Here is a 24,706-nt window from a genome sequence, read left to right on the forward strand (position 1 = left end):
CTGAGGAACTGGCAGCTTGAAGACGCTGTGTACCTCAATCCGGAAAGAGAGCGAAAAACCCTTCTCAAGCAGGCAGCCTAACGGCTGCTGAGGCGACAACTACCTTGACACACGCCGAAGCAAAAGAAAGTTACTGCGCCGCCGGGCGCACATCCCGGCCAGGGATCGCAGTCAACGCCAACCCGGCTGGTGAACTGCCATACCGTTCCAGGGATGGCCGCCATCTCAGTCTTCAGGCGCGTACAACACCCCCGCCGCCAGCAGCGCATCAATCTCTTCCGCGCTGTAGCCCAGGCCCGTAGCAATCTCCCGGTTGTGCTGCCCCATGCTCGGAGCCACGCTCTTCGGCGAGGTATCGCAATCGGAAAAGCGGAACGGCAGGTTCGGCATGCGGATCTTGCCCAGCACCGGGTGGTCTTGCTCGATGACCATATTGCGGGCCACGATCTGGGGGTCGTTCAAGACCTCTTCGATGTTCTGCACCTTGGCGCTCGGCACGTCGATGGCATCCAGCGCGGCCAGCACCTCGGCTACGCTGCGGGCGGCCACCCAAGCCTTGGCCAGGGCCAGGATTTCCACCCGGTTCGCATTGCGCCCGGCGGCGGTGTGAAAGCGCGTGTCGCCTGCCAGCGCATCGCCGCCAATCAACAATGCAAAGCGTTTCCAGGCATCGTCCACCTGCGCGGCAATCACCAGGTAGCCGTCGCTGGCGGTGAACACGCCGTACAGGGTGCTTTGCGGCATGTCGTGGCCGGTCTGCTGAGGGATGTCTTTGCCGCCCGACAAGGTGTAGCACTGCACCGCGTAGTCGTGCATGGACACCAGGCAGTCGTACAGCGACAGGTCGATGTGCTGGCCCCGGCCCGACTTCACCCGGCCCAGCAGGGCCGCGCACACCGCCGCCACGCCGTGGATGCCGGTGTACATGTCGCCCAGCGACACGCGCAGCAGCGGCGGTGCCTCGCCGGGCGAGCCCACCATGGCCATGATGCCGCTCTTGGCCTCTGCTATCAGGCCAAAACCTGCGCGGTGCGCGTCCGGCCCGGTGTGGCCGTAGGCCGAGATGGAGCAGTACACCAGGCCGGGGTTGCGCTGGGACAGCTCTTCATAGCCCAGGCCCAGCTTGGTCAGTGCGCCGGGGCGGTAGTTCTCCACAAACACGTCGGCGCTGTCGGTGAGCTTGTGCACCAGCGCCAGGCCGCGCGGGTCTTTGAGGTTGATGCACAGGCCTTGCTTGCCCATGTTCTGCTGCAAGAAGTAGCCGCTCTGGCCCTGGATGAAGTAGGCGTGGGCACGTCCGGCATCGCCCGCCTTGGGCCGTTCCACCTTGATCACGTCCGCGCCCAGGGCGGCCAGGCAGCGGCCCAGGTAGGGCCCGGCCAGGAAGTGGCTGTAATCGACCACGCGGAAACCGGCCAGTGGCAGGGCTTGGGTATTTTTAGGCATGAAATAACCTTTTTGTGCTGATTGGGTAAGCGTGAGCAGCTATGAATTTTGTAGTTTTAGAAAATGCCGGGGCGGCGCGGCACCATCAGGCGGTGCTCGCCTTTTTGCACCACCTGGTCGTGCTGGTTCAGCAGCTCGGACGGCAGCACCACGATGCCCCAGCCGGGTTTGCTTTGGCTGGCGCGCATGCTGCCCACGGTGAAGCGCACGCGCAGCACGTCGCCGATCTTGATGGGCAGCAAAAAGTCCCAGGTCCAGCCCAGTGACATGCCGGGCAGAAAGCGGTATTCGCTCTGTGTCTTCAGGCCGTCGGCCACCGACTGGCCCATCAGCCCATGGGCCACGCGGCAGCCGAAGTGCGAGGCGTTGGCGTAGGCCTCGTCCACGTGCACGGGGGTGTAGTCGCCGGTGATTTCGGCGTAGGCATCGATGCGCTCGCCGGTGACCAGGTAGGTGGGGCTGGTGCAGCTGTCGCCCACCTGGGCATCGTCCCAGTATTTTTCGGGGGTCTGGAAGTGGAATGTGGGGATGATCATGGTGGGTCTCAGAGTTTTGCGCGGGGGTTGATGGCCAGGATGTCGGCTACGGACGTGCCGCTGGCCTGGATCAGCTCGATCGCCAGGCCGTCGGGCAATTGCAGCCAGTTGCTGCCCTGGGGCAGGGGCTTCACGCCCCAGCTCTGCGCGGCCTTTAGGGCGGCGGGTAGGTCTTGCACCATGATGCCCAGGTGGGCCAGCCAGCCGGAGTCGTTGCTGGGCGGTGCCGTGAAGCCGGGGGTGCTCATCAGTTGCATGCCGCCCAGCGTCCAGTACTGGTGGGGCGCATCGGTGGGGCCGTCGATCTCGCGCACGTCCATCCCGAGTACTTCATAGAAGAAGTTGATGTGCCACTGGATGTCGTGGACGCGCACGGCGACGTGTTCTACGTAGGATTTTTGGGTCATGGTGTTTGTCTCTTGGTAAATGGTCAGCGGGGCAGGGCGCGTTCAATGCCCTTGATGCAGGCGACCAGGGCCTGGTTCACCGGTGTGGGCACGCCGTACTTCGCGCCCCAGCGCACCACCGCGCCATTCACAAAATCGATCTCGGTGACCGAGCCTTTTTCCAGGCTTTGCAGCATCGACGCCTTGAACGCGGCGGGCAGGCCGTCGGCGGCTTTCACCCAGGCCTGGCGCGGCTCGGTGCTGTTTAAGCGAATGCCAGCAGCGTTTGCAACGGCCATCGCCTCGGCCACGGCGGCCACGGCGCAGGCTTCGACTTCGGGCACGGCGTACAGGTCGCCGTAGGGGAGGCGGGTGATGCCGCTCAAGGCACCGGTGGCTACGTTGACCAGCAGCTTGTCCCACATGGTGCCCAGGATGTTGTCGCTGACGGTGGTGGTGAGCCCGGCGCGGTTGAAGGCGGCGGCGATGGCGGCTACCCGGTCGGATACCTGGCCGTCCAGCTCGCCGATCAGGGTTTCTTTGCCCTGCGTGCCGATCAGCACATGGCCGGGGGCCAGCATCACGCCACCGGCGTAGGTTTTGCCTGCCAACACGTGTTGGCGGCCCACCACCTCGGCCAGCACGTCCTCGTGGCCCAGGCCGTTTTGCAGCGACAGCACCACGGTGTCGGGCCCGACGATGCAGCGCGCGGAGTCGATCGCTTCAAAGGTGTGGAAGGACTTGACCAGCACGATGACCAGGTCCACGGTGCCGTCGATGTCCGCGCAGCGGGTGGCGGCGTGCACGGCCACCTGGCGGTCCACGCCGTTTTCACGCAGGGTCAGCCCGTGGTGGCGTAGCGCATCCACCTGCGCCTGGCCGCGGTTGACCAGCCATACCGTGTGTCCGGCCTCCGCCAGCACACCGCCTATGGCGCATCCCAGGGCACCCGCGCCCACAACACAGATTTTCACTACCGTCTCCTTGGTCTATGGAGGCGATCGTAGGTTTGCGGGTGCATGTTGTAAATGCAATGCGCGCAATACATGCCATTGTGATTGGCAATGCAAATGCGGATGGACAATCTGCAGCAACATCCCAGGAGCCCCGCCATGGACACACCCAAGATCGACTGCCACGTACACATCTTCGACCCCGCCCGCTTCCCGTACCCGGAAGACAACTTTTACAAGCCTGCTGGCCATGAAATCGGCACCGCCGCGCAGCTAGGCCACACGCTCGATGCCCACGGCGTGCGCCATGCGCTGCTGGTCGGCCCCAACTCGGGCTATGGCCTGGACAACCGCTGCATGCTCGACGCGATCGCCCACAGCGCGGGCCGCTACAAGGGCGTGGCCGTCGTGCCGCTGGATGCCAGCCTGGGGGAATTGCAAGACCTGCAGGCCGCTGGTGTGGTGGGCGTGACGCTGAACGTGGCCCTGCTGGGTGTGGACTACTACCGCGCCGCCGGGCCGCTGCTGGAGCGCCTGCGCCAATTGGACATGTGGGCCCAGGTGCAAGTGCAGTTTGACGAGCTGGTGCCCCTTAAACCTCTGCTGGTGGACAGCGGCGCGCGCCTGCTGTTCGACCATTGTGGCCGTCCCAACCCCGCAAACGGTCTGGGCCAGCCGGGCTTTCAGGCGCTGCTGGGCTTGGCCGAGACGGGCCGCGCGGTGGTGAAGATTTCCAGCCTGGTAAAAACCTCCGTGCAGCCGTTTCCGCACCCAGATGCCTGGCCGTTTGTGCAGGCACTGGTGGAGGCGTTCACGTCGCAGTCGCTGGTGTGGGCTTCCGACTGGCCGTTTCTGCGCGCACCGGCGCGGGTGGACTACGGCCCGCTGCTGGCGCTGTTCGAGCGCCTGGTGCCGGATGCAGCGGCACGGCAGGCCATGCTGTGGGACACGCCGCGCCGCATGTTTGGCTTTACCGACTAGGACCCGTCAGCCAGGCTGCATCTTCCCAGCCCGGCACATACGCGTCGCCATAGTTCGCCAGGTTGCGGTTCACCAAAGGCCGGGCAAACGAGGCGTGGCGCATGCTGCGCACCTCGTGCTCCAGCGTGGCCAGCACGCGGCCCGTGTCCAGATCGACGATGTCCTGGAAGCGGTACTGGCTCTGGCTGCTTTCCTCGGTAACCAGCCCGCGCGCCAGCAGCCGCCCGTGCGGGCTGGAGAAATCGGCCACGCTGATCTGCACGTGGTGGCCGTCGTATACGGGCAGGGGACGGGCGGTTTCGCGGAACAGCAGGCTGCCATACAGCCCAGCCGAAATCCGCGCAAATGCCCCGCGCCCATCCTCGCCCGCGTGGGCCAAAGCACCCAGCACCTCGGTATAAAACCGCGCAATGCCCGCCGCCGTGCCGGGCGCGCAGTCCACCTCCACATAGGGCATGCCCAACAGCAGCGGGCCAAACTGTGCGGCATCGGGCGCATGCACGCGGATGCGGTTGCCCCAGGGGCAGGTGGCCAGCACCACATCGCCCCGGCGCTCAAAGCCAAACTGTGTGCCGGTCAGCAGCGGCGCAATCTGGCCCAGCCGCGCCAGCAGCCCGTCCAGGTCGGGCATCACCAGCCCCACCACGCCGCGCAGCACCTCGGCACGGCCCATGGGCAGGTGGAACTGGCTGCTGCCCACGTTCATCCAGGCGTTGTCGATGCCCACCCGCTGGTAGGGGTCGCGCGTCAGGCCCAGGCCCATGGCGTAGAAAATGACGGCCTGCTGCTGGTTGGCGACGCGCAGATTGACGTGGCCGAATTCGATGATGTTGCCCACGTCTTCGGTGGCGCGATTAAAAGGGTTGTACATAGTGTGTGAGCGGATGTAATCCGTCATTTTGGCAGTGCTTGCCACGTGCCGGTGCTGGCCGATGCAAACAGCGCCTCGATGGTGCGCAGCGTGCCCAGCGCGTCCTCGATGGGCCAGCTGGGCACGGCCTCGCCCAGCAGGTAGCGCGAGAAGCGTTCCACCTGCAGCTGGTACTGGTTGACCGGCTCAAACGTGAAGCGCTGGCTGGGCTGGTAGCCCACGCTGTGGCTGTCGCCCAGGGCAATTTCGCAGGCGCTGGGCCGGGCCTGGGCAAACGGAAAGTCCAGCCGCAGCCAGCCGGTGCCTCCCAGCACCGACATCTGCTGGTGCGAACCCCAGCCGTTGGGCCCGGCCTGGGTGGCCACCGTGATGGCGGCGTGGCTGTCGCCGTAGTCCAGCAGGGCGCTGCTCAGGCGGTCAGTGCCAAACACCGGGTCGCGCTCCAGCGTGGCCACCACCCGCTCGGGCGGGCGCTTGAAGACCAGGTTGCAGGCGCTCACGGCGTACGAGCCCAAGTCGTACAGCGCACCGCCGCCTGCGGCCAGGTTGTTGCGCACGTCCTGCGGGTTGTAGAACTGCTTGGCCAGGGTGGCATGCACCGCCCGCACCGGGCCGATGGCGTTGCCGGTGATCAGCTCATCCAGCTTGGCCCACTGCGGGTGGTTGCGAAAGCCAAAGCCTTCCTCGATGTGCCGACCCGTGCGGTCGCGCACCGCGCAGAGCTGCTGCACCTGCGCGGCGGTCAGGCACAGCGGCTTCTCGCACAGCACATGCTTGCCCGCCTCCAGCGCCCGCACCGACCAGTCGAAGTGCAGCTGGTTGGGCAGGGGGATGTAGACCGCGTCGATCTCGGGGTCGGCCAGCAGGGCCTCGTAGCTGCTGTGCACACGGGGTATGCCCAGCGCCTGCGCCACCGCCTGGCCCTTGGAGGCATCGCGCGAGGCCAGGGCCAACATGGTGGCGCTGGGTGCTAGTTTCATGGCGGGCATGGTGCGTTCGGTGGCGATGGACGCGGCGCCCAGCACGCCCCAGCGGATGGTGTTTTGCATGAAGTCTCCTCGGTAAGTGCACGCATCGTAGGCGGGCTTGCCTATACTGCCCATGCAATGCCAGTAATAACCAGCATTTAGATTTTTTATGGCCGACAACGATCCCACCCTGCTGGAGCCCAAGCTGCTGCGCCTGCTGGACCTGCTCTACACCACGCGCAGCGTCACCCGGTCGGCGGAGCTGCTGGGCCAGAGCCAGCCCACCGTCAGCATCTGGCTGGGGCGGCTGCGCACCCTCCTCGATGACCCGCTGTTTGTGCGCACCCCCGACGGCATGCAGCCCACCCCCCGCACCGACGGCCTGATCGCCACCGTGCGCGAGGTGCTGGAGGGCCTGCGCCGCCTGTCCGAGTCTGAGGCCGTGTTCGACCCCGCCAGCTCGCAGCGCGAGTTCCGCATCTTCATGACCGATGCCAGCCACGTCACCCTGCTGCCGCGCCTGTTCTCGCACGTGCGCGCCCTGGCCCCGCAGGTGCGCCTGGAGGCCGCCACCATCGACGCCAGCCTGGTGCCCGCCCTGCAATCCGGCGAGGCGGACCTGGCCCTGGGCCTGGTGCGCGGCCTGGAGGCCGGGCAAGAGGCGGGCTTCTACCAGCAAAGCCTGTTCGGCCAGGACTGGATCTGCCTGTGCAACGCCCGCCACCCCCGCATCGGCACTACCTTCACCCTGCAAGACTACCTGGCCGAATCGCACATCGGCATCGTCTCGGGCACCGGCTACCAGTTGCTGGACAGCACCCTCAAAGCCCTGGGCGTAGAGCGCCGGGTGCTGCTGGAGCTACCCGGCTTTCTGGGCCTGGCCGCCATCCTGTCCGACAACGACCTGGTCGCCACGCTGCCGCGCCACATCGGCGAAACCCTGGCCCAGGCCGCCGGCCTGCGCGTGCTGGTCTGCCCGTTGCCGATCCCGCCGTTTACCGTGAAGCAGTACTGGTATGCGCGCTACCACCACGATGCAGCGAGCCGGTGGCTGCGGGGGGTGTGTGCGGAGTTGTTTATGGATACAAGGTGAGAGGGATTTAAGCGGAAAGTGCTGCTTGTGCTTATGGAGTAGGCGTGAGCAGCTATATTTTGAATAGCGGGTTGACGATGCTTTTCGTACTCGGTTGGACTACTTTTCTGTGTTGGAGACCTTTTGCGTAAGGGTAAATGCTTTGCTAAGGCGATAGATGTGGGGCGGTATGTCTGAGGGCTCGTTTTTTACCGGCTCGGCATTGAAGCGAGAGGCCAGCACTTCTTCTATAACAAGTGGAACAAAGGTCTCGTGCTCAACTGTTATGGATTCACCGAGACGAGCGCGTAAATCTACCTCGACGATCAGATCGGCGCAGGCTTGAAATGGTGACCGAGATAGAGCCTCACGGAATTGCGAAGCGAGAACTTCAGGCAAGCCAGCAAGCATCGGTGCTAGAAATTTTGGATCGAAGTCATAGCTCACACAGTGGTCTTCGTTTGCGAAATCCATGTTCACTGTCGCGGTGTATAGGTCCTCCGAAACTTTGGCAAAGGTTCCAAGTCTTATACCGAGCATGATCAACTCAGAGTCTCTAGTCGTGCCGAGTTGCGAAATTCGAAAGCCGAAGTCTGGTTTTAGTTTGCGTAATTCCGGCTGGAGTAGGTACTTAGGCAGCATGTACTTCTCGATCTCAAGCCATCGGGACTCGAACTCCTCAAATGAGAGGTTGAGTAGTGGGTCTACGAAATCGACGGAGAAGATAGCTAGCTGCTTTCCGTTACAGAGCGCGAAGTGCTTGCAGCGAATCTCTGGATGGATTGCATAGCTATAGGCTTGCTGAACATTTGCGCGCGATGTAACACTTTGGGAGGGGCTCTTTGCATCTAGTACCAGAATGGGTCTGTCATCTGAAAGCAATGTGTAGTCGGGAATGATCGTGACCGGATGGCGCCTAGTTCCGACATAAACGAATGGCTGAACCAGGTTTCGACTTCGTATAACTCTGTTTTTGCCGACAGGGTGGTAGCCCAGACGGGAAAGTATGGGCGCAATGATGACCTCGCGTACAGCGTCTTCTTTGAACTCTGGATCAGTGAAAAGTTTAGGGTCGAAGTTCGTAAACATGGCATTCCGATGCAACCTTGACATACACCGCAAACACTGCGGTTTGCATGGATCACTGTAATCGCAAAAAAGTGCTATTAGCGCTTGTAGTACAAGGGTTTGGAGCTATTTTTTAGATAGCTATTTTGTGATGCCTGTCGTACTTAACTGGACTGCTTTTCTGCAGTTTTTCCGGTGGCCGTGAGGCTTAGCTCGCCTCACCCGATGTAGGCCAGCACCGCAAACGCATGTGGGCTAAACCCAAACCCGCCCACCTCACGCATCCCCATTTTTTCATGGGCGCACAGAGAAGCCAGGTTGTCGCGTCGGATGAAGAGAATGCCTTCGCGTGCGGGTGCCAGGCGCCGCAATTCTGCAAACATGGCCTGTGCCAGCCCCTGGCCGCGGGCTTCGGCGGCCACGCAAATGGGACCGTAGACGTAGGCATCGGGTGCGCCGGGGTAGGTAGCGAGCATGGCCTGGATGATGGGCACCTCGGCGGTCATTTCCCGCGAGCCTGTCATCAGAAAGCCCACGATGAGGCCACCGCGGCGCGCCACGACCAAGGGCATTTCGCGCAGCATCTGGGCGATGGTGGCGCGCGGCATGCTGGCAGACAGCGTGCCGCCGCGGTCCGCCTGGTTGGCGGCTTGCAGTTCCACGATGCCGTCCACATCGGCCTCGGTCGCGCGGTCGATATGTGTTTCGCCTGTGTCCATGGCCTAGTCCTTTCGCTGCCTAAAGTGGCGTGTTACGCGAGCGCTGCGGTGTCAGCTTTCCACTGTAACAAGGGCATCTGGTGTGAGGGCTTGGCGGAGTTTCAAGTCGACTGGACGGCTGGCTTCCAACCTAGTAGGATTAAATCCTATTGCCGCTAAAGGAGCCCCCATGCGAACCACCCAGCAAATGAGCATCACCCTGCCCACTGACATGGCCGACGTGGTGAAGACCAAGGTGCGAACGGGCGAATACGCCAGCGAAAGCGAAGTGATCCGGGATGGGCTGCGTGCGCTGATGGCGCGGGATCGTGCTGTGGAAGACTGGCTGCACACCCAAGTTGGCCCTGCTTTTGATGCGCTGAAGGCGGACCCGTCCCGCGCTGTGACTGCCGACCAGGTGCGGGCCCGTTTGGCTGCGGAGCACGCCAAAGCGCGATGAACTACCGGGTCGTATATAGCCCGGAGGCCGAAGAGCAACTTGCCGAGCTGTACCGCTATATCGCTGTGGCGGCATCGCACGAAATAGCCGCCCGGTACACCGAGGCCATCGTGAGCTATTGCGAAAGTCTGCGCACGTTTCCCCTGCGCGGCACACCACGCGACGACGTGCGGCCAGGCTTGCGCATCACGAACTACAAGAAGCGCGCAGTCATCGCCTTCGATGTGGACACCGACCTGGTTTCCATCATCGGTATCTTCTATGGCGGGCGGGATTACGTATCGATACTGAGTGGGGACGACAGCGACATGGGACATTGATGCGTTGAAGTAGCTGCAAGGAAAAGACTATTAAAAAGTGCCGCCACCGCCCATTCCATAAGCGCAAGCAGCTACTTTTTAGATAGCGTCTCTAGATGCGGTCTTACCCCGCCACCGCCTTCGCAATAGCCTCCCCCATCTGCACCGTCGTCGCCTCCCCACCCAAGTCCCGCGTCAGCGGCCCGGCCACCAGCACCTCTTCAATGGCTTTGACAATCGCGTCGTGCGCGGGTTTGCAGCCCAAAAAGTCGAGCATCAGCGCGCCTGACCAGATCATCGCAATCGGGTTGGCGATGCCCTGGCCGAAGATGTCGGGCGCGGAGCCATGGACCGGTTCGAACAGCGAGGGGAAGCTGCGCTCGGGGTTCAGGTTGGCCGACGGGGCCAGGCCGATGGTGCCGGTGCAGGCCGGGCCCAGGTCCGACAGGATGTCGCCAAACAGGTTGCTGGCAACGACCACGTCAAACCGCTGGGGCTGCAGCACGAAGCGGGCGGTGAGGATGTCGATGTGCTGTTTGTCCACCTTTACGCCGGGATAGCCCTGGCCCACCGCATCGGCGCGGCTGTCCCACCAGGGCATGCTGATGGCGATGCCGTTGCTTTTGGTGGCCACCGTGAGGTGTTTGCGCGGGCGGGACTGGGCCAGCTCGAAGGCGTACTTCAACACCCTGTCGGCACCAAAGCGCGAGAACACCGATTCCTGGATGACGATTTCGCGCTCGGTGCCCGCGTACATGGTGCCGCCCAGGTTGGTGTACTCGCCCTCGGTGTTTTCGCGCACCACAAAGAAGTCGATGTCGCCGGGCTTGCGGCCCGCCAGGGGGCAGGGCACGCCCTCGAACAGGCGCACCGGGCGCAGGTTGATGTACTGGTCGAACTCGCGGCGGAACTTGAGCAGCGAACCCCATAGCGAGACGTGGTCGGGCACGGTGTCGGGCCAGCCCACGGCACCGAAGTAGATGGCATCCATGCCCTGGAGCTGGGCCTTCCAGTCGTCCGGCATCATCTGGCCGTGCTGCTGGTAGTAGGCGCAGCTGGCCCAGTCGATGTGGGTGAAGTTCAGCGCCAGGCCGAAGCGGCGGGCGGCGGCTTCCAGGACGCGCACGCCCTCGGGCATCACCTCCTGGCCAATGCCGTCGCCGGGGATGAGTGCGATGTTGAAAGGGCGGGTCATGGTGTCTCCTGGGGTGGTGGTTGGACGGATGTTAAGTGTTCACAGTTCAGATTACTATGGGCATATGAGTGAATCTACCGTGCACGTACCGTGAACAAAATACCGCCCATCGAAGACCTGCGGGTGTTTGCCGCCGTCACCCGCAAAGCCAGCTTTCGCGCGGCGGCGCTGGAGCTGGGCGTGTCGCCCGCCTACGTAACCAAGCGCATCCGGCTGCTGGAAGCATTGCTGCAAGCCAAGCTGCTGCACCGCACCACGCGCAAGGTCACGGTGACCGAAGAGGGGGAGCGGGTGTTCGTGTGGGCGCAACGGGTGCTGGACGATATGGACAGCCTGGTGGAAGAGGTGTCTGCCGCGCGCCGGGCTCCGCGCGGGCTGCTGCGGGTGAGCAGCAGTTTTGGCTTTGGCCGCCAGATCGTGGCCCCGGTGCTGGCGCGCATGGCGGCCACCCACCCCACGGTGGCGGTGCGGCTGGAGCTGTTTGACCACCTGATCGACATCGCGGGCGAGGGCTTTGACCTGGATGTGCGGGTGGGCGACGAGATTGCGCCGCAGTTCATCGCCACCCGGCTGGCGGCGAACCACCGGGTCTTGTGCGCGTCACCGGCCTATCTGGCGCGGCGTGGCGCGCCCACGAGTTTGGCCGAGCTGGGCACGCACGACTGCGTGGTGATTCGCGAGCGCGACCACCCGTTTGGCGTGTGGCGCTTGACTGCAGGCGGCAGCGTGGAAACCGCCAAGGTCACCGGCCCCATGTCCACCAACAATGGCGAGATTGCTGTGCAGTGGGCGGTGGAAGGCCTGGGCATCGTGTTGCGCTCCATCTGGCAGGTAGGCCCGCTGATCCACAGCGGCCAGCTGGTGCAGGTGCTGCCCGGCTACCGGCAAGAGGCCAATGTGTGGGCGGTGTACCCCACGCGCCTGGGCAATTCGGCCAAGGTGCGGGTGTGCGTGGAGTTTTTGCAGCAGGCGTTTGGCGATCTCGGCAGTTGACCGTGCGATCGGCAGCCCTTGTGGCAGCGCGTGGCGGGCAAGGCGCAGCCGGTGACTATCATGCCCCACCATGAAGAAATCCCCCCAGCCCACGCACCATCTGGAGTTGCGCGTGCATGCGCTGGAGCAACTGTTCAATTCGCTGGACCCCACGCCCTTTCTGAACAAGGACCTGGACCGCGAGGCCGAGGCGTTCATCGAGTCCTGGGCGTTGGCGTTTGCGCCCAATGACCATTTGCACATCACCATCCACGTCGAGCAGCCGGTGGATGCCGGGGATGCCAGCCGCCTGATGACGGAGGCGGTGCACAACTATTTCACCTACAAGACGGGCCGGGTGAAGGGCGAGTTGAAGCGGCTTTTGAAAGAAGGGCGCTTCAGCCTGCTGGTTGGCCTGGCCTTTGCCACGCTGTGCCTGTTTGGGGCCGAGGCCATCGGGCAGGCGGAGGCGGGTACCGCTATCAGCATCGTGCGCGAGGGCCTGACCATCATTGGCTGGGTGGCCTTGTGGCGGCCGATGCAGATCTTTCTGTACGACTGGTGGCCCCTGGCCCGGCGCATCCGTATCTACAAGAACCTGGTCCACGCCCACGTTCGCGTGCAGGCGGCGGGCTGACCCTGCAGGGCGTGTGGCTCATGCCGCCACACGGTGGGGTTCAGCCGAGAAAATAGGGTGTTTGCTCTGTTTTTGGTAGCTTGTTGCGCTGATGGAGTAAGCGCTAGAGGCCAATTTCATTCATAAAATTCCACGGCGATGGATGTGGCCCGCCTGCCCATCGATGCGTCCTGGCTGCGCGCCATCCACCAGCGAAGATTACAAATCCTTTCAATTTAATGCATGCGATTGCAACAAAATTAGCAAATTGTTGCTGTCTGCATGCTGTAAACAGAAAGGTACACAATCATCATGAAAAACATGACCATCCGGAGTCGGCTGATTTTGGCGTTTGGCGTGCTGGTGGCGCTGGTACTGCTGGTCAGCGCGGCGGCCCTGCATACCCTGGGCGAGGTGAATGACAGCCTGCACCGCTTCCACGGTGTCGATGTGAAGCAGTACCAGTTGACCGTGGCCGTGCGCGATGCGGTGAACCGCCGGGCGATTGCGGCGCGCAACCTGGTGCTGGCCACCACCCCGGCCGATGCCGAGGTGGAAAAACAGGCCGTCACCCAGGCCCACCACGACACCCAGGCGGCACTGGAGCAGCTCAATGCCAGCGTCAAAGACACCGCCGCGATCAACGCCGAGCACGGGCCCGACACGCTGCGCATGCTGCAAGAGATCAACCAGGTCGAATCCCGCTACGGCCCGGTGGCACTGGCCATCGTGCAACTGGCGTTGGACGGCAAGAAGGACGAGGCCATTACCAAGATCAACGTGGAATGCCGTCCCTTGCTGGTGGCCCTGCTCAAGGCCAGCGCCGACTTTCTGGTGGCCAGCAACCAAAAAGGCGAAGACACCGTGGCCACATCGGCGGACGAGTACGCTGAAGCGCGCTGGCTGATGTCGGCCATCAGTGCCATCGCCATTGCGGCGGCGGTGGTCATGGGTTACCTGCTGACCCGCAGCCTGGGCCGGGCCCTGGGGGGGGAGCCCGCCTTGGCCGCGGACCTGGCCCGCGCGGTGGCCCAGGGCGACCTGGGCCAGACCATTGCGCTGCGGCCCGGCGACCGCAGCAGCCTGATGGCCCAGCTCAAGCTGATGCAGGACAGCCTGGCCCGCGTGGTCACCGACGTGCGCCAGGGTTCCGAGGCGGTATCCACCGCCAGCGCCGAAATCGCCCAGGGCAACCACGACCTCAGCGCCCGTACCGAGCGGCAGGCCAGCGCACTGCAGCAAACCGCGGCCTCCATGGAACAGCTGGGCTCCACCGTCAAGCTCAACGCCGACAACGCCGTCCAGGCCAACCAGTTGGCGCTGCGGGCCAGCACGGTGGCGGCGCAAGGCGGTGAGGTGGTGGCCGAAGTGGTCACCACCATGAAGGGCATCAACGACAGCTCCAAAAAGATCGCCGACATCATCGGCGTGATCGACGGCATCGCCTTCCAGACCAACATTTTGGCGCTCAACGCTGCCGTAGAGGCTGCCCGCGCGGGTGAGCAGGGCCGGGGCTTTGCCGTGGTGGCCAGCGAGGTGCGCAGCCTGGCCGGGCGCAGCGCCGAGGCGGCCAAAGAAATCAAGGTGCTCATTGGTGCCAGCGTGGAAAGGGTGGCGCAAGGCACGCTGCTGGTGGACAAGGCCGGGATCACCATGACCGAGGTGGTCGGTGCCATCCGCCACGTCACCGACATCATGGGCGAGATCAGCGCCGCCAGCAGCGAGCAAAGCGCCGGGGTCTCGCAGGTCGGCCATGCGCTGACCCAGATGGACCATGCCACCCAGCAAAACGCCGCCCTGGTCGAGCAAATGGCCGCCGCCGCCAGCAGCATGCGCAGCCAGGCCCAGGACCTGGTGCAGGCCGTGGCGGTGTTCAACCTGGGGCCGTTGCGGCTGGGCTAGGGCGGCGCTGGATATTGGGTGTACTAATGCTCCTTTTTTAGTAGCTTGTAACGCTGAAAGAATAAGCGCCAGAGGCCAATTTCATCCCTCAAATCGCCCCCGGCAGCGCCTCGGCCAGAAAGTCGTACACCGACCGGATCCGCTGGCTGGTGCGGATCTCTCGGTGCACGGCCAGCCACATGGGCAGGGGCGGGATGGGCAGCGCATCGGGCAGCACCGGCAGTACGTCGGCATCCAGGCGCGCGGTGAACTGCGCCACAAAGCCGATGCCCAGGCCCGCGCACACGGCGTGCCACTGCACCAGCAGGTCGTCGGTGCGCAGGGCAAACGCCTCCTTCTCCACCTCAAAGCCCGCCGCCTTGAAGCCTTCGCGGATGGCGGGGTCGGTGTCACCGCCGATCAGGGCGTGGCCCAGCAGGTCCATCGGTTGAACGATGGGGCTGTGCTGCGCCAGGTAGCTGCGGTGGGCGAAGGCACCCATGGCCACGTCGCCGATCTTTTGGGCGACCAGGCTGCCCTGTTCGGGGCGGACCATGCGCACCGCAATATCCGCCTCGCGCCGCAGCAGGTTGCTGACCGCGTTACTGGCCACCAGCTCCACCTGGATGTCGGGCAGGGCCTGGCGCATCTGCCACAGGATGGGCGGCAGCAGGTGCACGGCCACCGGGGCGCTGGCGGTGATGCGCACCGTGCCGGTTTTCTGGGCCTGGGTGCCGGTGAGGGTACGCGCCAGCTGGTCCGCGCCATCGGCCATGCCGCGTGCCGCATCGGCCAGCTGCAGGGCCGTGGCCGTGGGCACCAGGCCGCGCCCGGTGCGCTCGAACAACACCACGCCCAGCTGGCTTTCCAGCTCGGCAATATGCCGCCCCAGGGTGGGCTGGCTGGTGTGCAGCACCTTGGCCGCGCCCAGCAGGCTGCCGTGGTCCAGCGCCGCAAGAAAAGAGCGCACCAGGTGCCAGTCAAAAGCAGGCCGGGGGCTGGGAATCATGGCGAGGTATGCAGTTTTGCATTTCAGGTATGGATATCTATGCAATTGTGAATTGGATGGGTTGTTTTCACAATCCAGGCCTAACCCTGAAAGGATGGACCGCATGCAAGACACCGTATTGATTTTGGGCGCGCGCGGGCGCTTCGGCCTGGCCGCAGCGCTGGCTTTTGCCGACGCGGGCTGGCGGGTACTGGGCCTGGTGCGCCCCGGCGCAGAGCCGCCCGCCACCACGCATCCGCGTGTGCAATGGCTGGCCGCTGACCTGCACGACACCGCCGCCGTGGCCCGCGCGGCCCAGGGTGCCAGCGTGGTGGTGCATGCGCTGAACCCGCCCTACACCCGCAAGGCCTGGGAAACCCAGGCCTTGCCCCTGACGGACGCGGCCATCGCCATCACCTTCGCGCTCAACGCGACCCTGATGTTCATGGGCAACGTCTACAACTTTGGTGCCGACATGCCCGCGCTGTTGTCCGAAAGCACGCCGCAGCGCGCCCAGACCACCCTGGGCCAGGTGCGCATCGCCGTGGAAGGGCAGATCCGCCGCAGCGGTGTGCGTGCCATCGTCATCCGCGCCGGGGACTTTTTCGGCAGCGGCACCGGCACCTGGTTCGACCAGACCCTGGTCAAAGACATCCAAATGGGCAGGTTTGTAGACCCTGGCCGCCTGGACGTGGCCAAGGCCTGGGCTTATCTGCCGGATCTGGCCCGCAGCTTTGTGGAAGTGGCCGCGCGCCGCCACACCCTGCAGCCATTTGAAGTCTTCCACTTCGCGGGCTATTGCATCACCGGCCAGCAATGGCTGGATGCCCTTGCGCCCATCGCCCGCGCCCAGGGCTGGGTGCCGCCCGGTGCGGATCTGCGCTACAGCCGCCTGCCGTGGCCCATCCTGTGCATCGGCGCGCTGGTGCTCCCCACTTTTGCAGCAGCGGTAGAGATGCGCTACCTGTGGACCACCCCGCACGCCCTGGACAACCGCAAGCTGCTTGCCCTGCTGGGGACGGAGCCCCACCGGCCTTTGGTGCAGGCCGCGACCATGGCCATGCACGATCTGGGGTTTACGCGCAATGCGGCGGGGGTGAAGGTGGCTGGGGGGTAGGGATAACAGCTATGCAATTGGTAGCTGCCTGTGCTTATGGAATAAGCGCTAAAGGCCAAAAAGCCTTTGGACCTACTTCCCTTTGCCCGCCTCCCGAAAAAACCGCACCCGGTCTGCATCCGTGGGGTGCGACGCGAACGCAATGCCCAGCCAGCCGTCCGGATCGGCAGGGTCGTCCCGTTCGGCCTTGCGGGCCTCGGCCAGTTTGTCGAACAGGGTGACCATATGGGCCGGGTCGATGCGGGCGGCTTGCAGGAATTGCACGGCGGCCACGTCGGCGGCGTGTTCGGCTTCGCGGGAGTAGTGGGCCTGGCCCAGCAGGGCGGTGGTGCCGGCCAGCAGGGTGCTGAAGTCGCCCAGCACCAGCGAGCCCACGGTGCCCAGCAGCGTGACCTGGACCAGCATGCGCACCCCGTCGCGGTGCTGCACGTGGCCGAGTTCGTGGGCCAGCACGGCGGTCAGCACGTCGGTGTCGCGCCCGACCAGGTAGACCAGCTCGTCGGTCATGATGATGGTGCCGCCGGGCAGGGCCAGGGCGTTGGGGCCGATGCTGCTGGCGCGGAACACCAGTTGCCAGTCGGGCAGGCTGCCGGGGGGCAACTGGGGCCGGGCTTGGGCGACGGCCTGGGCAAAGGCGGCCTGCACACGGGCTTGCTCGGCGCGGGGCAACTGGCTGGGGCGCATCAGGTCGTCGTCTACCGCTTGCAGGGTGGCATCGCCCAGCGAGGTGTCTATGTTCAGGGGTAGCAGGTGCAGGGTGGCCTGGGCGGCCAGCGGCAGGCCCCAGGCGTGCAGCGCCGCCAGCACGGCCACCAGGGCCAGGGCGCTGGCCAGCACGGCGCGCCAGCTTTGCTGCAGGCGCACCACCAGCGATTCACCCAGGCCGCTGTGCTGCGTCCAGGCATCCCAGGCGGCGCTGTCGGTGCAGTGCAGCTCGCCGCCGCCTTCCAGGTGGGTGACGCGCACGCCATGGCGGGTGCGTTCGGGCCAGCGCACGTCTGGCAGGGCGACGCGGCGGTCTATTCCGTCGCCGGTAATGTGCAGCGCGCCGTCGGCCACCTGCAGCGTGACCGGCTGGGCGCGGGCCTGCAGGCCGTCAAAGTAGGTGGCTGCCAGCGGTGGGGTCGTCACTTTCACAGACCCAGGTCAAAGCCCAGCATGTCGCCCGCGGCATCACCCGCAGCGTCCTGGCTGCCGTGGGGGTGCTGGCCGACCAGGGTGTCGGGGGCGATGCGGGTGTCTATGGACACGGCCTGCAGCCGCAGGCGCGCCATGGCAATGGCTGCAAACGGCCAGTACAGGCCCAGCGTGACCAGCACCAGCAGCCAGTTTTTCACGCTCAGCCAGAGCAGTGGCACCAGGCGCAGGGCGCTGTGGAACTGCAGCGCGTCGCTGCCGGTGTGGTTCCACACCAGGTTTTGCGTGCGCGAGATGGCGTAGGGCTTGACCGCCACAAACACCAGCAGCATCAGCAGGAGTGGCAGCATCACGGCCAGGGGGCCCAGGCCGCGCAGGCCCTGCTGGGGGCTTGGGGCGGTGAACGCCATCACGGCGACGGCGGCGACCGGCAGGGCGATGGCCAGCAGCGCAAAGCCGCAGACCTTCAGTACCAGCTTGTAAAAGCTCCAGGGGGTGGCGGTAAAACGCGTTTGCACCGTGGCAAAGGCGTAGTGGTTGTGCTGGTACTGCTTGAGTTTCCACAGGGTCCAGGGCTGTATGGCCACGGTCAGTGCCAGCAGGCCCAGCATGGTGGCGATGAAGGCGGTGGTGTCGGGGGCCTGGCCGGATTCTGGAACGGCAAACGCCAAAAAGCCCAGGATCAGCACCGCAGGCACGTACAGCGGCAGCACCGAGCGGTACACCTCGGACATGCTCCCGGTGAAGCGAAAGCGCAGGCCGCGCCAGCTGGTGTTGGCCATCCGGAACTGCATGGACGCACGCACCAGCGCCGGGGCGATCAGCCCCACCAGCACCAGCGCCACCAGCCCCGCCACCGGTGAGAACTGGCCGGCCAGCGAATACAGGGCAAACAGCACGGCCACCAGCGCCGAGCCCTTGAGCATTTTTTTCGGGTGTCCATGGAAATCCAGCGCCGCGCCGTCCACCAGGGTGTTGCCATAAAAGTAGCGCAGCCGCCGCACCTTGGCCCAGGGGTAGTAAATGCCCAGCGTCACCAGGGTCAGCAGCAGGTTGACGATCCAGATGCGGAAGTACTCGCTGCCCGAGCCGGTGAAGACGATGTCCAGCCGGGTGGTGGTGGCTGTGGATGCGGCTGTGGATGCCGGGGCGGTGGCCGGGGGCAGGGCCATGGGGAGCGTGTCGGCGAAGGTCGATTCGGTCATGGTGGGCAGGGGCGTGGACGGAGGCGTTGCGAACCCCGACTGTAACGCGCTGCTAGGGTCTCTTTACATTCAGTTGTGTATGCAAACAGCGCGCTTGTGCTTATTCCATGGGCACAAGCAGCTATCAAATTGATAATTTTTGTGTAAAGCGATAGCGTGCCGCGTCGCCCAGGCCGTCGCAGGCCAGGTACAAACTCTGGTCAAACCCGAAGGAGTAGCGCGCCAGGAAGCGGTAGTTGTTAGAGTATGTAAATTCCATGACAAGATTCCTACATAGGTCCACCGCCGTGCAAACGCCTCCCCTCCATATTCTCGTCACCGGCGGCACCGGTTTTATCGGCCAGGCGCTGTGCCGCATGCTGCTGGCCCAGGGCCACCAGCTCACGCTGTGGGTGCGCAACCTGGACAAGGGCCGCCGCATGTACGGGGATGCCGTGCGTTGCATCACCCAGTTGGCGGAGCTGCAGGACACCCCGGTGGATGCCATATTGAACTTTTCGGGCGAACCGGTGCTGGGCCCGCGATGGACAGCCGCGCGCCAGCAGGTGCTGCACGCCAGCCGCAGCGGGGTGACGCAGGCCCTGGTGGAGTGGGTGGCGCAGTTGGCCCACAAGCCGCGCTGGCTGCTGTCGGCCTCGGCCATCGGCTATTACGGCGTACAGGCCGTGATGGATGCCGGTGCGCTGGGCGAGGGTGCGCCGCCGCAGCCCATCTTCATGTCTGAGCTGTGCCAGCGCTGGGAACGAACCGCCCAGGGCATGGCCGCCCATGGCGTGGCCGTGGCCACCGTGCGGCTGGGCGTGGTGCTGGGGCCGCAGGGTGCGCTGCCGCAGATGCTGCAGCCGTTTCGCCTCGGTATCGGCACGCAGATGGGCTGCGGCGACCAGGTGCTGAGCTGGGTGCACCTGGACGATGTGCTGGGCGCGGTGGCGTTTTTGCTGGCAAAACTCGACAGCACCCCGGCAGTGGGGGCCTACAACCTCACCGCGCCCCAGCCGGTGACCCAGCGCGAATTCACCCGTACCGCCTGCAAAGTACTGCACCGCCCGCTGGCCGTGCCGGTGCCTGCAGGCTTGCTCACCCTGCTGCTGGGCGAGCAGGCCACGCTGCTCACCGACGGCCAGCGCGTCGTGCCCCAGCGCCTGCTGGCCGAGGGCTTCCGCTTTCGTTTCGACAGCTTCGAAGCCGCGCTGCGCGACCTGGAACAGCGGCGAAAATAAGCGGCTATGACTATTCCCACTCTCCAGCAACCCGCCGCCGAACTCCTTGCCTTACTGCAGGCCCACCCCAGCCGCCGCACGGTGGTGGGCATCGTTGGCCTGCCGGGTTCCGGCAAAAGCACCATTGCCCACCAGTTGGCCGACGCGGTCAACGCCCAGGCCGGGCCGGGCACGGTGCAGGCGCTGGGCATGGATGGCTTTCACCTGAGCCGCGCGGCCCTGGCGCTGATGCCCGATCCGGCGGCGGCCCTGGCCCGGCGTGGCGCGCCCTGGACCTTCGACCCCGCCGGGCTGGCCGCCCGCATCACCGCGCTGCGCGATGCCCCGCTGCAACCCGGTGCCGCCCCGGTGCTGTGGCCCGCGTTCGACCACGGCGTGGGCGACCCGCAGGAGGATGCCGTCGCGGTCGGCCCGGCCACCCGGCTGGTGCTGGTGGAAGGCCTGTACCTGCTGCACCGCGACCACGGCTGGAACCTGCACGGCCTGCTGGATGCCTGCTGGTACCTGGACGTCCCCATGGAGGTGGCGATGCAGCGCCTGGTGGCCCGCCACCAGGCGGCCTGGGGCTTTAGCGTGGCGCAGGCCGAGGCCCGGGTGGCGCAGAACGACGGGCTCAACGCCGACACCGTGGCCCAGACCCGGGAACGCGCCGACGGCCTGCTGCCGAATGCGTAACCCCCAGTAGGGCTGCCGTGCAGCCTTCAGGGTGGATGTGCTTATGCTATTGTATTGGTAGCTGCTTGTGCTTATGAAATAAGCGCTAGAGGCCAATTTCTTATATTTTTTAGATTCCACCCCATGACCCTCGCTGTTTGCACCATGGTGCTGGGCACTACCAGCGGTGCTGGCAAAAGCTGGTTGACCACCGCGCTGTGCCGCTACTACGCCCGCCAGGGGCTGCGGGTTGCGCCGTTCAAGGCGCAGAACATGAGCAACAACGCCAGAGTCGTTGGCAATGGAGAGATCGGCAGCGCCCAGTATTTCCAATCTTTGGCCGCCCGCGCTGTGCCCGAGGTGCGCATGAACCCGCTGCTGCTCAAGCCCGAGCGCGACACCCACAGCCAGGTGGTGCTGCTGGGCGAGGTGAATGCGGAGCTGACCGGCATGGACTGGCGCAGCCGCAGCGCCCGCGTCTGGCCGGTGGTGGCCCAGGCGCTGGATGAATTGCGGGCCGAATATGACGTGGTGGTGATCGAAGGCGCGGGCTCGCCGGCCGAGATCAACCTCAGCAGCAGCGACATCGTCAACATGCGCGTGGCCCGGCATGCCGATGCGCGCTGCCTGCTGGTCACCGACATCGACCGGGGTGGCGCATTTGCCCACCTGTACGGCACCTGGGCGCTGCTGCCCCCCGTTGACCGGGCGCTGCTGCACGGCTTTGTGCTGAACAAGTTCCGTGGCGATGCCCGCTTGCTCGCCCCGGCCCCGCAGATGCTGCAGGACCTGACCGGCGTGCCCACCGTGGCCACCTTGCCGATGTGGTGGCAGCACGGCCTGCCGGAAGAAGACGGGGTTTTCGACGACCGCAGCCGCGCCAGTGGCACGGTCACCCGCACCATCGCCGTGGTGGCCTACCCGCGCATCAGCAATCTGGACGAGTTCCAGCCGCTCAAAAACGTGCCCGGCGTGCGCCTGGTCTGGGCGCGCAGCCCATCCGATCTGGCCGGAGCCGACTGGGTCATTCTTCCCGGCTCCAAACACACCAGCGGCGACCTGGCCTGGCTGCGCCAGCAGGGGCTGGACGCGGCCATCACCGCGCATGCGGCGCGTGGCGGTGCGGTGCTGGGCATCTGCGGCGGCCTGCAGATGCTGGGCGAGGCGCTGATCGACCTGCACGGCATCGATGGCAATGCGCCCGGCCTGGGCCTGCTGCCGCTGGTCACCCAGTTTGAAGTGCAAAAAACCGTGCAGCACCGGCACACCCGCTTCGCCCCGGACATGAAAGGCCCCTGGGCCGCGCTGGCCGGGGTGGCGGTGGCGGGCTATGAAATCCACCACGGCCAGACCCAGCAGCACGAGGCCATGGCCAAAGGCGGCGATGTGGCCCGGGCGGTGTTGCCCGAGGGCCTGGCCTGGCAAAACGCGGCGGGCAATGTGCTGGGCCTGTACCTGCACGGCCTGCTGGAAGACCCGGCCGCGCTGCAAGCCCTGTTCGGGGCCACCGTGCCCACGCTGGACGCGGTGTTCGATGGGCTGGCCGACTATGTCCAGGCCCATTTCCAGGCTGGATTTTTAGATGGAATAATCTGCCGATAGCTGTTTACACTGGGTCACCATGGCCGCAGCGTATGCATAAATTTCCGTTCACCGACTGGCTGATTGCCTGCTGGCGCGACCCTGCGGCCTCTGCCGAGCAGGCGGCCATCCACCGGGGCCGCCAGTTCCATGCGGTGGTGCGTCAACTGCCGTTGAGCACCATAGGCAACATATTCAGCGCCCTGGTGCTGGCCTTGGTGTTTTGGGGCCAGGTGGACGCTTGGGTACTGGCGGGCTGGACGCTGCTGGTCTCGGCCATCGCCCTGGGCAATGCCGGGCTGTGGTGGCTGCGGCGGGAGGTGCAGCCTTCAACCCCCATGTCGCTGCGCGCGGTGCGGCTGCTGGTGGCAGACATTGCCGTATCGGCGCTGGCGTTTTTGTTGATGTCGGGCTATTTGTATACCGCTGCCGATGGCGATGGCCGCCTGCTGCTGACCGCCGTGCTGGCCGCCTTCATCGGCATGGGCAGCTGGATGTACAGCTGTCTGCCCCAGGCCGCCATTCTGTGGTCTTGCATTTTGTGCGCCGGTTTGGCCGTGCTGTTTTCCAGCCGCCCGGAGCCGATCTACACCTACCTGACCGGCCTGCTGGCGTTTTATGCGGTGGTGGTCTGGAGCACCACCTTGATGACCTCGCGCATGTTCTTGAACGGCCTGAAGTTCGAGGCCGAGATCGAGCGCCAGAACCAGCTCGTCGGCCTGCTGCTCAACGACTTCGAGGAGCACGCCAGCGACTGGCTGTGGGAGACCGACCGCCAAGGCTGCCTGCGCCATGTGTCACAGCGTCTGGCGCAGGCCATGGGCGTGTCCCCGAGCGAGCTGCAGGGCCAGCACCTGGTGCAGCGCATGGCAGCCTTGTCGCCGCAGATGGCACCCGTGCATGCAGCCATGTTCCGGGTGCTGGAGCAATGCCTGGTGCAACAGCAGCCGTTTCGGGGTGTGCTGGTGCCTGCGCGGGTGGCCGGGCAGCTGCAATGGTGGTCGCTGACGGCCAAACCCCTGCGCGACGGTGCGGGCCAGTGGCAGGGCTGGCGTGGCGTGGGTTCTGACGTGACTGCCGCCCGCCAGCGCGAAATGGAAATGGCCCGCCTGGCGCATATCGACACCCTGACCGGGCTGGCCAACCGCTACCAGTTCGGCAAGCGGCTGGCAGGCTATTTCGCGCCCGCCATCACCGCCGGGCCGTGCACCTTGCTGCTGCTGGATCTGGACAACTTCAAGGCTGTTAATGACTCGCTTGGCCACGCCGTGGGCGACCAGTTGCTGCAGACCGTGGCGCAACGCCTGCAGTCGGTGGTGGACCCGCTGACCCTGCTGGCCCGCCTGGGCGGCGATGAATTTGCCGTGCTGGTGCCGGGCGTGATGGAGCGGCCCCTGGCCGAGCGCCTGGGAACCCAGCTCCAGGCCGTACTGGCCCAGCCGTGGATGGCCGATGGCCACCGCATCGCGGTGCAGGCCAGCATTGGCGTAGGTTTTGCACCCGCCGATGCCGATACCGCCGAGCAGTTGCTGAAGGTGTGCGACATGGCCTTGTACGCCGCCAAATCCGCAGGCCGCCACACCTTGCGGTTTTTTGATCCGGCCATGGCCTTGCGCGCCCAGCAGCACCTGGCACTGCTGAGCGACCTGGGCCTGGCCTTGCAGCGCGGTGAATTCGTGCTGCATTACCAGCCGCAGGTGCACCTGGCCACCGGCGCGCTGCTGGGCTTCGAGGCGCTGGTGCGTTGGCAGCACCCGCAGCGCGGGCTGGTGTCGCCACTGGAATTCATCACCGTGGCCGAGGAAAGCGGGTTGATCGTGCCGCTGGGGGCCTGGGTGTTGCGCCAGGCCTGTGTGGACGCGGTGATCTGGCCCGCGCACCTGCGGGTGGCGGTGAATCTATCGGCGGTGCAGTTTGGCCAGGCCGATGTGCTGGCAGTGGTGGACAGCGCCTTGCAGCACAGTGGCCTGCCGAGCGCGCGGCTGGAGCTGGAAATCACCGAGTCCACCCTGATGCAGGACAGCCAGGCCGGGATGCAGGTGCTGCACGCGCTGCGCGGCAAGGGGGTGCGGGTGGCGCTGGACGACTTTGGCACGGGGTACTCCAGCCTGGCCTATCTGCGCAGCTTTCCATTGGACAAGCTCAAGATCGACCGTTCGTTTGTCAGCATTTTGGACAGCACCATGGGGGACACCGGTGCGGCGGCGATCGTGCAAACCATCATCCAGCTGGCCCAGGCCCTGCACCTGGAAACCAATGCTGAAGGGGTGGAAACCGCTGCCCAGTTCGAGCTGCTGCGCCGCATGGGTTGCGCCCAGGCCCAGGGCTACTGGATTGCCGAGCCCATGGACGCGGCGCAGGCCCGGCGCTACATCACGGCCTGGCCGCCGCAACCCGCTTGA

General features: G+C 65.2%; 25 protein-coding genes. 12 read left to right on the forward strand and 13 right to left on the reverse strand.

Annotation, left to right across the window (positions count from 1 at the left end; all coding sequences use genetic code 11):
• Window positions 1-225 precede the first annotated feature (225 nt).
• Genes AC097O_RS08670 through AC097O_RS08685 form a run of 4 tightly spaced genes read right to left on the reverse strand, consistent with a single transcriptional unit; the run spans window position 226 to window position 3,342 of the window.
• Window positions 226-1,446, reverse strand: coding sequence for a CaiB/BaiF CoA transferase family protein (locus AC097O_RS08670; protein ID WP_479592404.1), 1,221 nt, complete (start codon window positions 1,444-1,446; stop codon window positions 226-228).
• A 56-nt stretch (window positions 1,447-1,502) separates the two neighbouring features.
• Window positions 1,503-1,982, reverse strand: a complete 480-nt coding sequence (locus tag AC097O_RS08675) for a MaoC family dehydratase (RefSeq protein WP_479592405.1) — start codon at window positions 1,980-1,982, stop codon at window positions 1,503-1,505.
• An 8-nt stretch (window positions 1,983-1,990) separates the two neighbouring features.
• Window positions 1,991-2,389 carry a VOC family protein gene (locus tag AC097O_RS08680; protein WP_479589308.1) on the reverse strand — a complete coding sequence of 133 codons (399 nt, stop codon included), beginning with the start codon at window positions 2,387-2,389 and terminating at the stop codon, window positions 1,991-1,993.
• Between the two features lie 23 nt (window positions 2,390-2,412).
• Entirely contained in the window at window positions 2,413-3,342 is a 930-nt protein-coding gene (locus tag AC097O_RS08685) for a ketopantoate reductase family protein (RefSeq protein ID WP_479592406.1), read from the reverse strand.
• Between the two features lie 138 nt (window positions 3,343-3,480).
• Between AC097O_RS08685 and AC097O_RS08690 the strand changes: the two genes are divergently transcribed.
• On the forward strand, window positions 3,481-4,302 hold the full coding sequence (locus AC097O_RS08690; RefSeq protein WP_479592407.1) for an amidohydrolase family protein: 822 nt from the start codon (window positions 3,481-3,483) through the stop codon (window positions 4,300-4,302).
• On the opposite strand, the gene AC097O_RS08695 is transcribed toward AC097O_RS08690, so the two are convergent.
• Window positions 4,292-5,173 carry a VOC family protein gene (locus AC097O_RS08695; RefSeq protein ID WP_479592408.1) on the reverse strand — a complete coding sequence of 294 codons (882 nt, stop codon included), beginning with the start codon at window positions 5,171-5,173 and terminating at the stop codon, window positions 4,292-4,294. The genes AC097O_RS08690 and AC097O_RS08695 overlap by 11 nt on opposite strands.
• Window positions 5,174-5,196: 23 nt before the next feature.
• Window positions 5,197-6,222, reverse strand: coding sequence for a Gfo/Idh/MocA family protein (locus AC097O_RS08700; RefSeq protein WP_479592409.1), 1,026 nt, complete (start codon window positions 6,220-6,222; stop codon window positions 5,197-5,199).
• An 88-nt stretch (window positions 6,223-6,310) separates the two neighbouring features.
• Here AC097O_RS08700 and AC097O_RS08705 point away from each other — a divergent pair, with 88 nt between their 5' ends.
• A complete protein-coding gene (locus AC097O_RS08705; RefSeq protein WP_479592410.1) occupies window positions 6,311-7,234 on the forward strand; it encodes a LysR family transcriptional regulator in 924 nt (307 codons plus the stop codon).
• Window positions 7,235-7,333: 99 nt separating this feature from the next.
• Here the strand turns inward: AC097O_RS08705 and AC097O_RS08710 are convergent, their stop codons facing one another.
• Window positions 7,334-8,302 carry a hypothetical protein gene (locus tag AC097O_RS08710; protein ID WP_479592411.1) on the reverse strand — a complete coding sequence of 323 codons (969 nt, stop codon included), beginning with the start codon at window positions 8,300-8,302 and terminating at the stop codon, window positions 7,334-7,336.
• A gap of 197 nt (window positions 8,303-8,499) precedes the next feature.
• Window positions 8,500-9,000, reverse strand: a complete 501-nt coding sequence (locus AC097O_RS08715) for an N-acetyltransferase family protein (protein WP_479592412.1) — start codon at window positions 8,998-9,000, stop codon at window positions 8,500-8,502.
• A gap of 169 nt (window positions 9,001-9,169) precedes the next feature.
• On the opposite strand from AC097O_RS08715, the gene AC097O_RS08720 reads away from it, so the two are divergent.
• Entirely contained in the window at window positions 9,170-9,439 is a 270-nt protein-coding gene (locus tag AC097O_RS08720) for a ribbon-helix-helix domain-containing protein (protein ID WP_479592413.1), read from the forward strand.
• Complete coding sequence (locus tag AC097O_RS08725) at window positions 9,436-9,759, forward strand: type II toxin-antitoxin system RelE/ParE family toxin (protein WP_479592414.1); 324 nt, start codon at window positions 9,436-9,438, stop codon at window positions 9,757-9,759. The genes AC097O_RS08720 and AC097O_RS08725 overlap by 4 nt, the downstream gene beginning before the upstream one ends.
• A 103-nt stretch (window positions 9,760-9,862) precedes the next feature.
• Here the strand turns inward: AC097O_RS08725 and AC097O_RS08730 are convergent, their stop codons facing one another.
• Window positions 9,863-10,933, reverse strand: coding sequence for a tartrate dehydrogenase (locus tag AC097O_RS08730; RefSeq protein ID WP_479592415.1), 1,071 nt, complete (start codon window positions 10,931-10,933; stop codon window positions 9,863-9,865).
• A 90-nt stretch (window positions 10,934-11,023) separates the two neighbouring features.
• Between AC097O_RS08730 and AC097O_RS08735 the strand changes: the two genes are divergently transcribed.
• The 3 genes from AC097O_RS08735 (at window position 11,024) to AC097O_RS08745 (ending at window position 14,423) form a co-directional block, all read left to right on the forward strand.
• Window positions 11,024-11,926 carry a LysR substrate-binding domain-containing protein gene (locus AC097O_RS08735; protein WP_479592416.1) on the forward strand — a complete coding sequence of 301 codons (903 nt, stop codon included), beginning with the start codon at window positions 11,024-11,026 and terminating at the stop codon, window positions 11,924-11,926.
• Between the two features lie 70 nt (window positions 11,927-11,996).
• Window positions 11,997-12,542: a hypothetical protein gene (locus AC097O_RS08740; RefSeq protein WP_315183796.1), complete on the forward strand. Its 546-nt coding sequence runs from the start codon at window positions 11,997-11,999 to the stop codon at window positions 12,540-12,542.
• Window positions 12,543-12,833: 291 nt separating this feature from the next.
• On the forward strand, window positions 12,834-14,423 hold the full coding sequence (locus AC097O_RS08745) for a methyl-accepting chemotaxis protein (protein ID WP_479592417.1): 1,590 nt from the start codon (window positions 12,834-12,836) through the stop codon (window positions 14,421-14,423).
• An 88-nt stretch (window positions 14,424-14,511) separates the two neighbouring features.
• On the opposite strand, the gene AC097O_RS08750 is transcribed toward AC097O_RS08745, so the two are convergent.
• On the reverse strand, window positions 14,512-15,411 hold the full coding sequence (locus tag AC097O_RS08750; protein ID WP_479592418.1) for a LysR family transcriptional regulator: 900 nt from the start codon (window positions 15,409-15,411) through the stop codon (window positions 14,512-14,514).
• A 103-nt stretch (window positions 15,412-15,514) separates the two neighbouring features.
• On the opposite strand from AC097O_RS08750, the gene AC097O_RS08755 reads away from it, so the two are divergent.
• Window positions 15,515-16,507, forward strand: coding sequence for an NAD(P)H-binding protein (locus tag AC097O_RS08755; RefSeq protein ID WP_479592419.1), 993 nt, complete (start codon window positions 15,515-15,517; stop codon window positions 16,505-16,507).
• A 72-nt stretch (window positions 16,508-16,579) separates the two neighbouring features.
• On the opposite strand, the gene AC097O_RS08760 is transcribed toward AC097O_RS08755, so the two are convergent.
• The 3 genes from AC097O_RS08760 to AC097O_RS08770 form a co-directional block, all read right to left on the reverse strand.
• Window positions 16,580-17,644, reverse strand: a complete 1,065-nt coding sequence (locus AC097O_RS08760; RefSeq protein ID WP_479592420.1) for a M48 family metallopeptidase — start codon at window positions 17,642-17,644, stop codon at window positions 16,580-16,582.
• Complete coding sequence (locus AC097O_RS08765) at window positions 17,641-18,849, reverse strand: YjgN family protein (RefSeq protein ID WP_479592421.1); 1,209 nt, start codon at window positions 18,847-18,849, stop codon at window positions 17,641-17,643. The genes AC097O_RS08760 and AC097O_RS08765 overlap by 4 nt, the downstream gene beginning before the upstream one ends.
• 124 nt (window positions 18,850-18,973) lie before the next feature.
• Window positions 18,974-19,108, reverse strand: a complete 135-nt coding sequence (locus AC097O_RS08770) for a hypothetical protein (RefSeq protein ID WP_479592422.1) — start codon at window positions 19,106-19,108, stop codon at window positions 18,974-18,976.
• A gap of 28 nt (window positions 19,109-19,136) precedes the next feature.
• On the opposite strand from AC097O_RS08770, the gene AC097O_RS08775 reads away from it, so the two are divergent.
• From AC097O_RS08775 to AC097O_RS08790, 4 genes are all read left to right on the forward strand, one after another.
• Entirely contained in the window at window positions 19,137-20,069 is a 933-nt protein-coding gene (locus AC097O_RS08775) for a TIGR01777 family oxidoreductase (RefSeq protein WP_479592423.1), read from the forward strand.
• A 6-nt stretch (window positions 20,070-20,075) separates the two neighbouring features.
• A complete protein-coding gene (locus AC097O_RS08780; protein WP_479592424.1) occupies window positions 20,076-20,744 on the forward strand; it encodes a nucleoside/nucleotide kinase family protein in 669 nt (222 codons plus the stop codon).
• 123 nt (window positions 20,745-20,867) lie between these two features.
• Complete coding sequence (locus AC097O_RS08785) at window positions 20,868-22,325, forward strand: cobyric acid synthase (RefSeq protein WP_479592425.1); 1,458 nt, start codon at window positions 20,868-20,870, stop codon at window positions 22,323-22,325.
• Window positions 22,326-22,357: 32 nt separating this feature from the next.
• Window positions 22,358-24,706 (forward strand): putative bifunctional diguanylate cyclase/phosphodiesterase, encoded by a 2,349-nt coding sequence (locus tag AC097O_RS08790; protein ID WP_479592426.1) that lies wholly within the window; start codon window positions 22,358-22,360, stop codon window positions 24,704-24,706.

This window comes from Rhodoferax sp. LS1P39 (assembly GCF_056521425.1).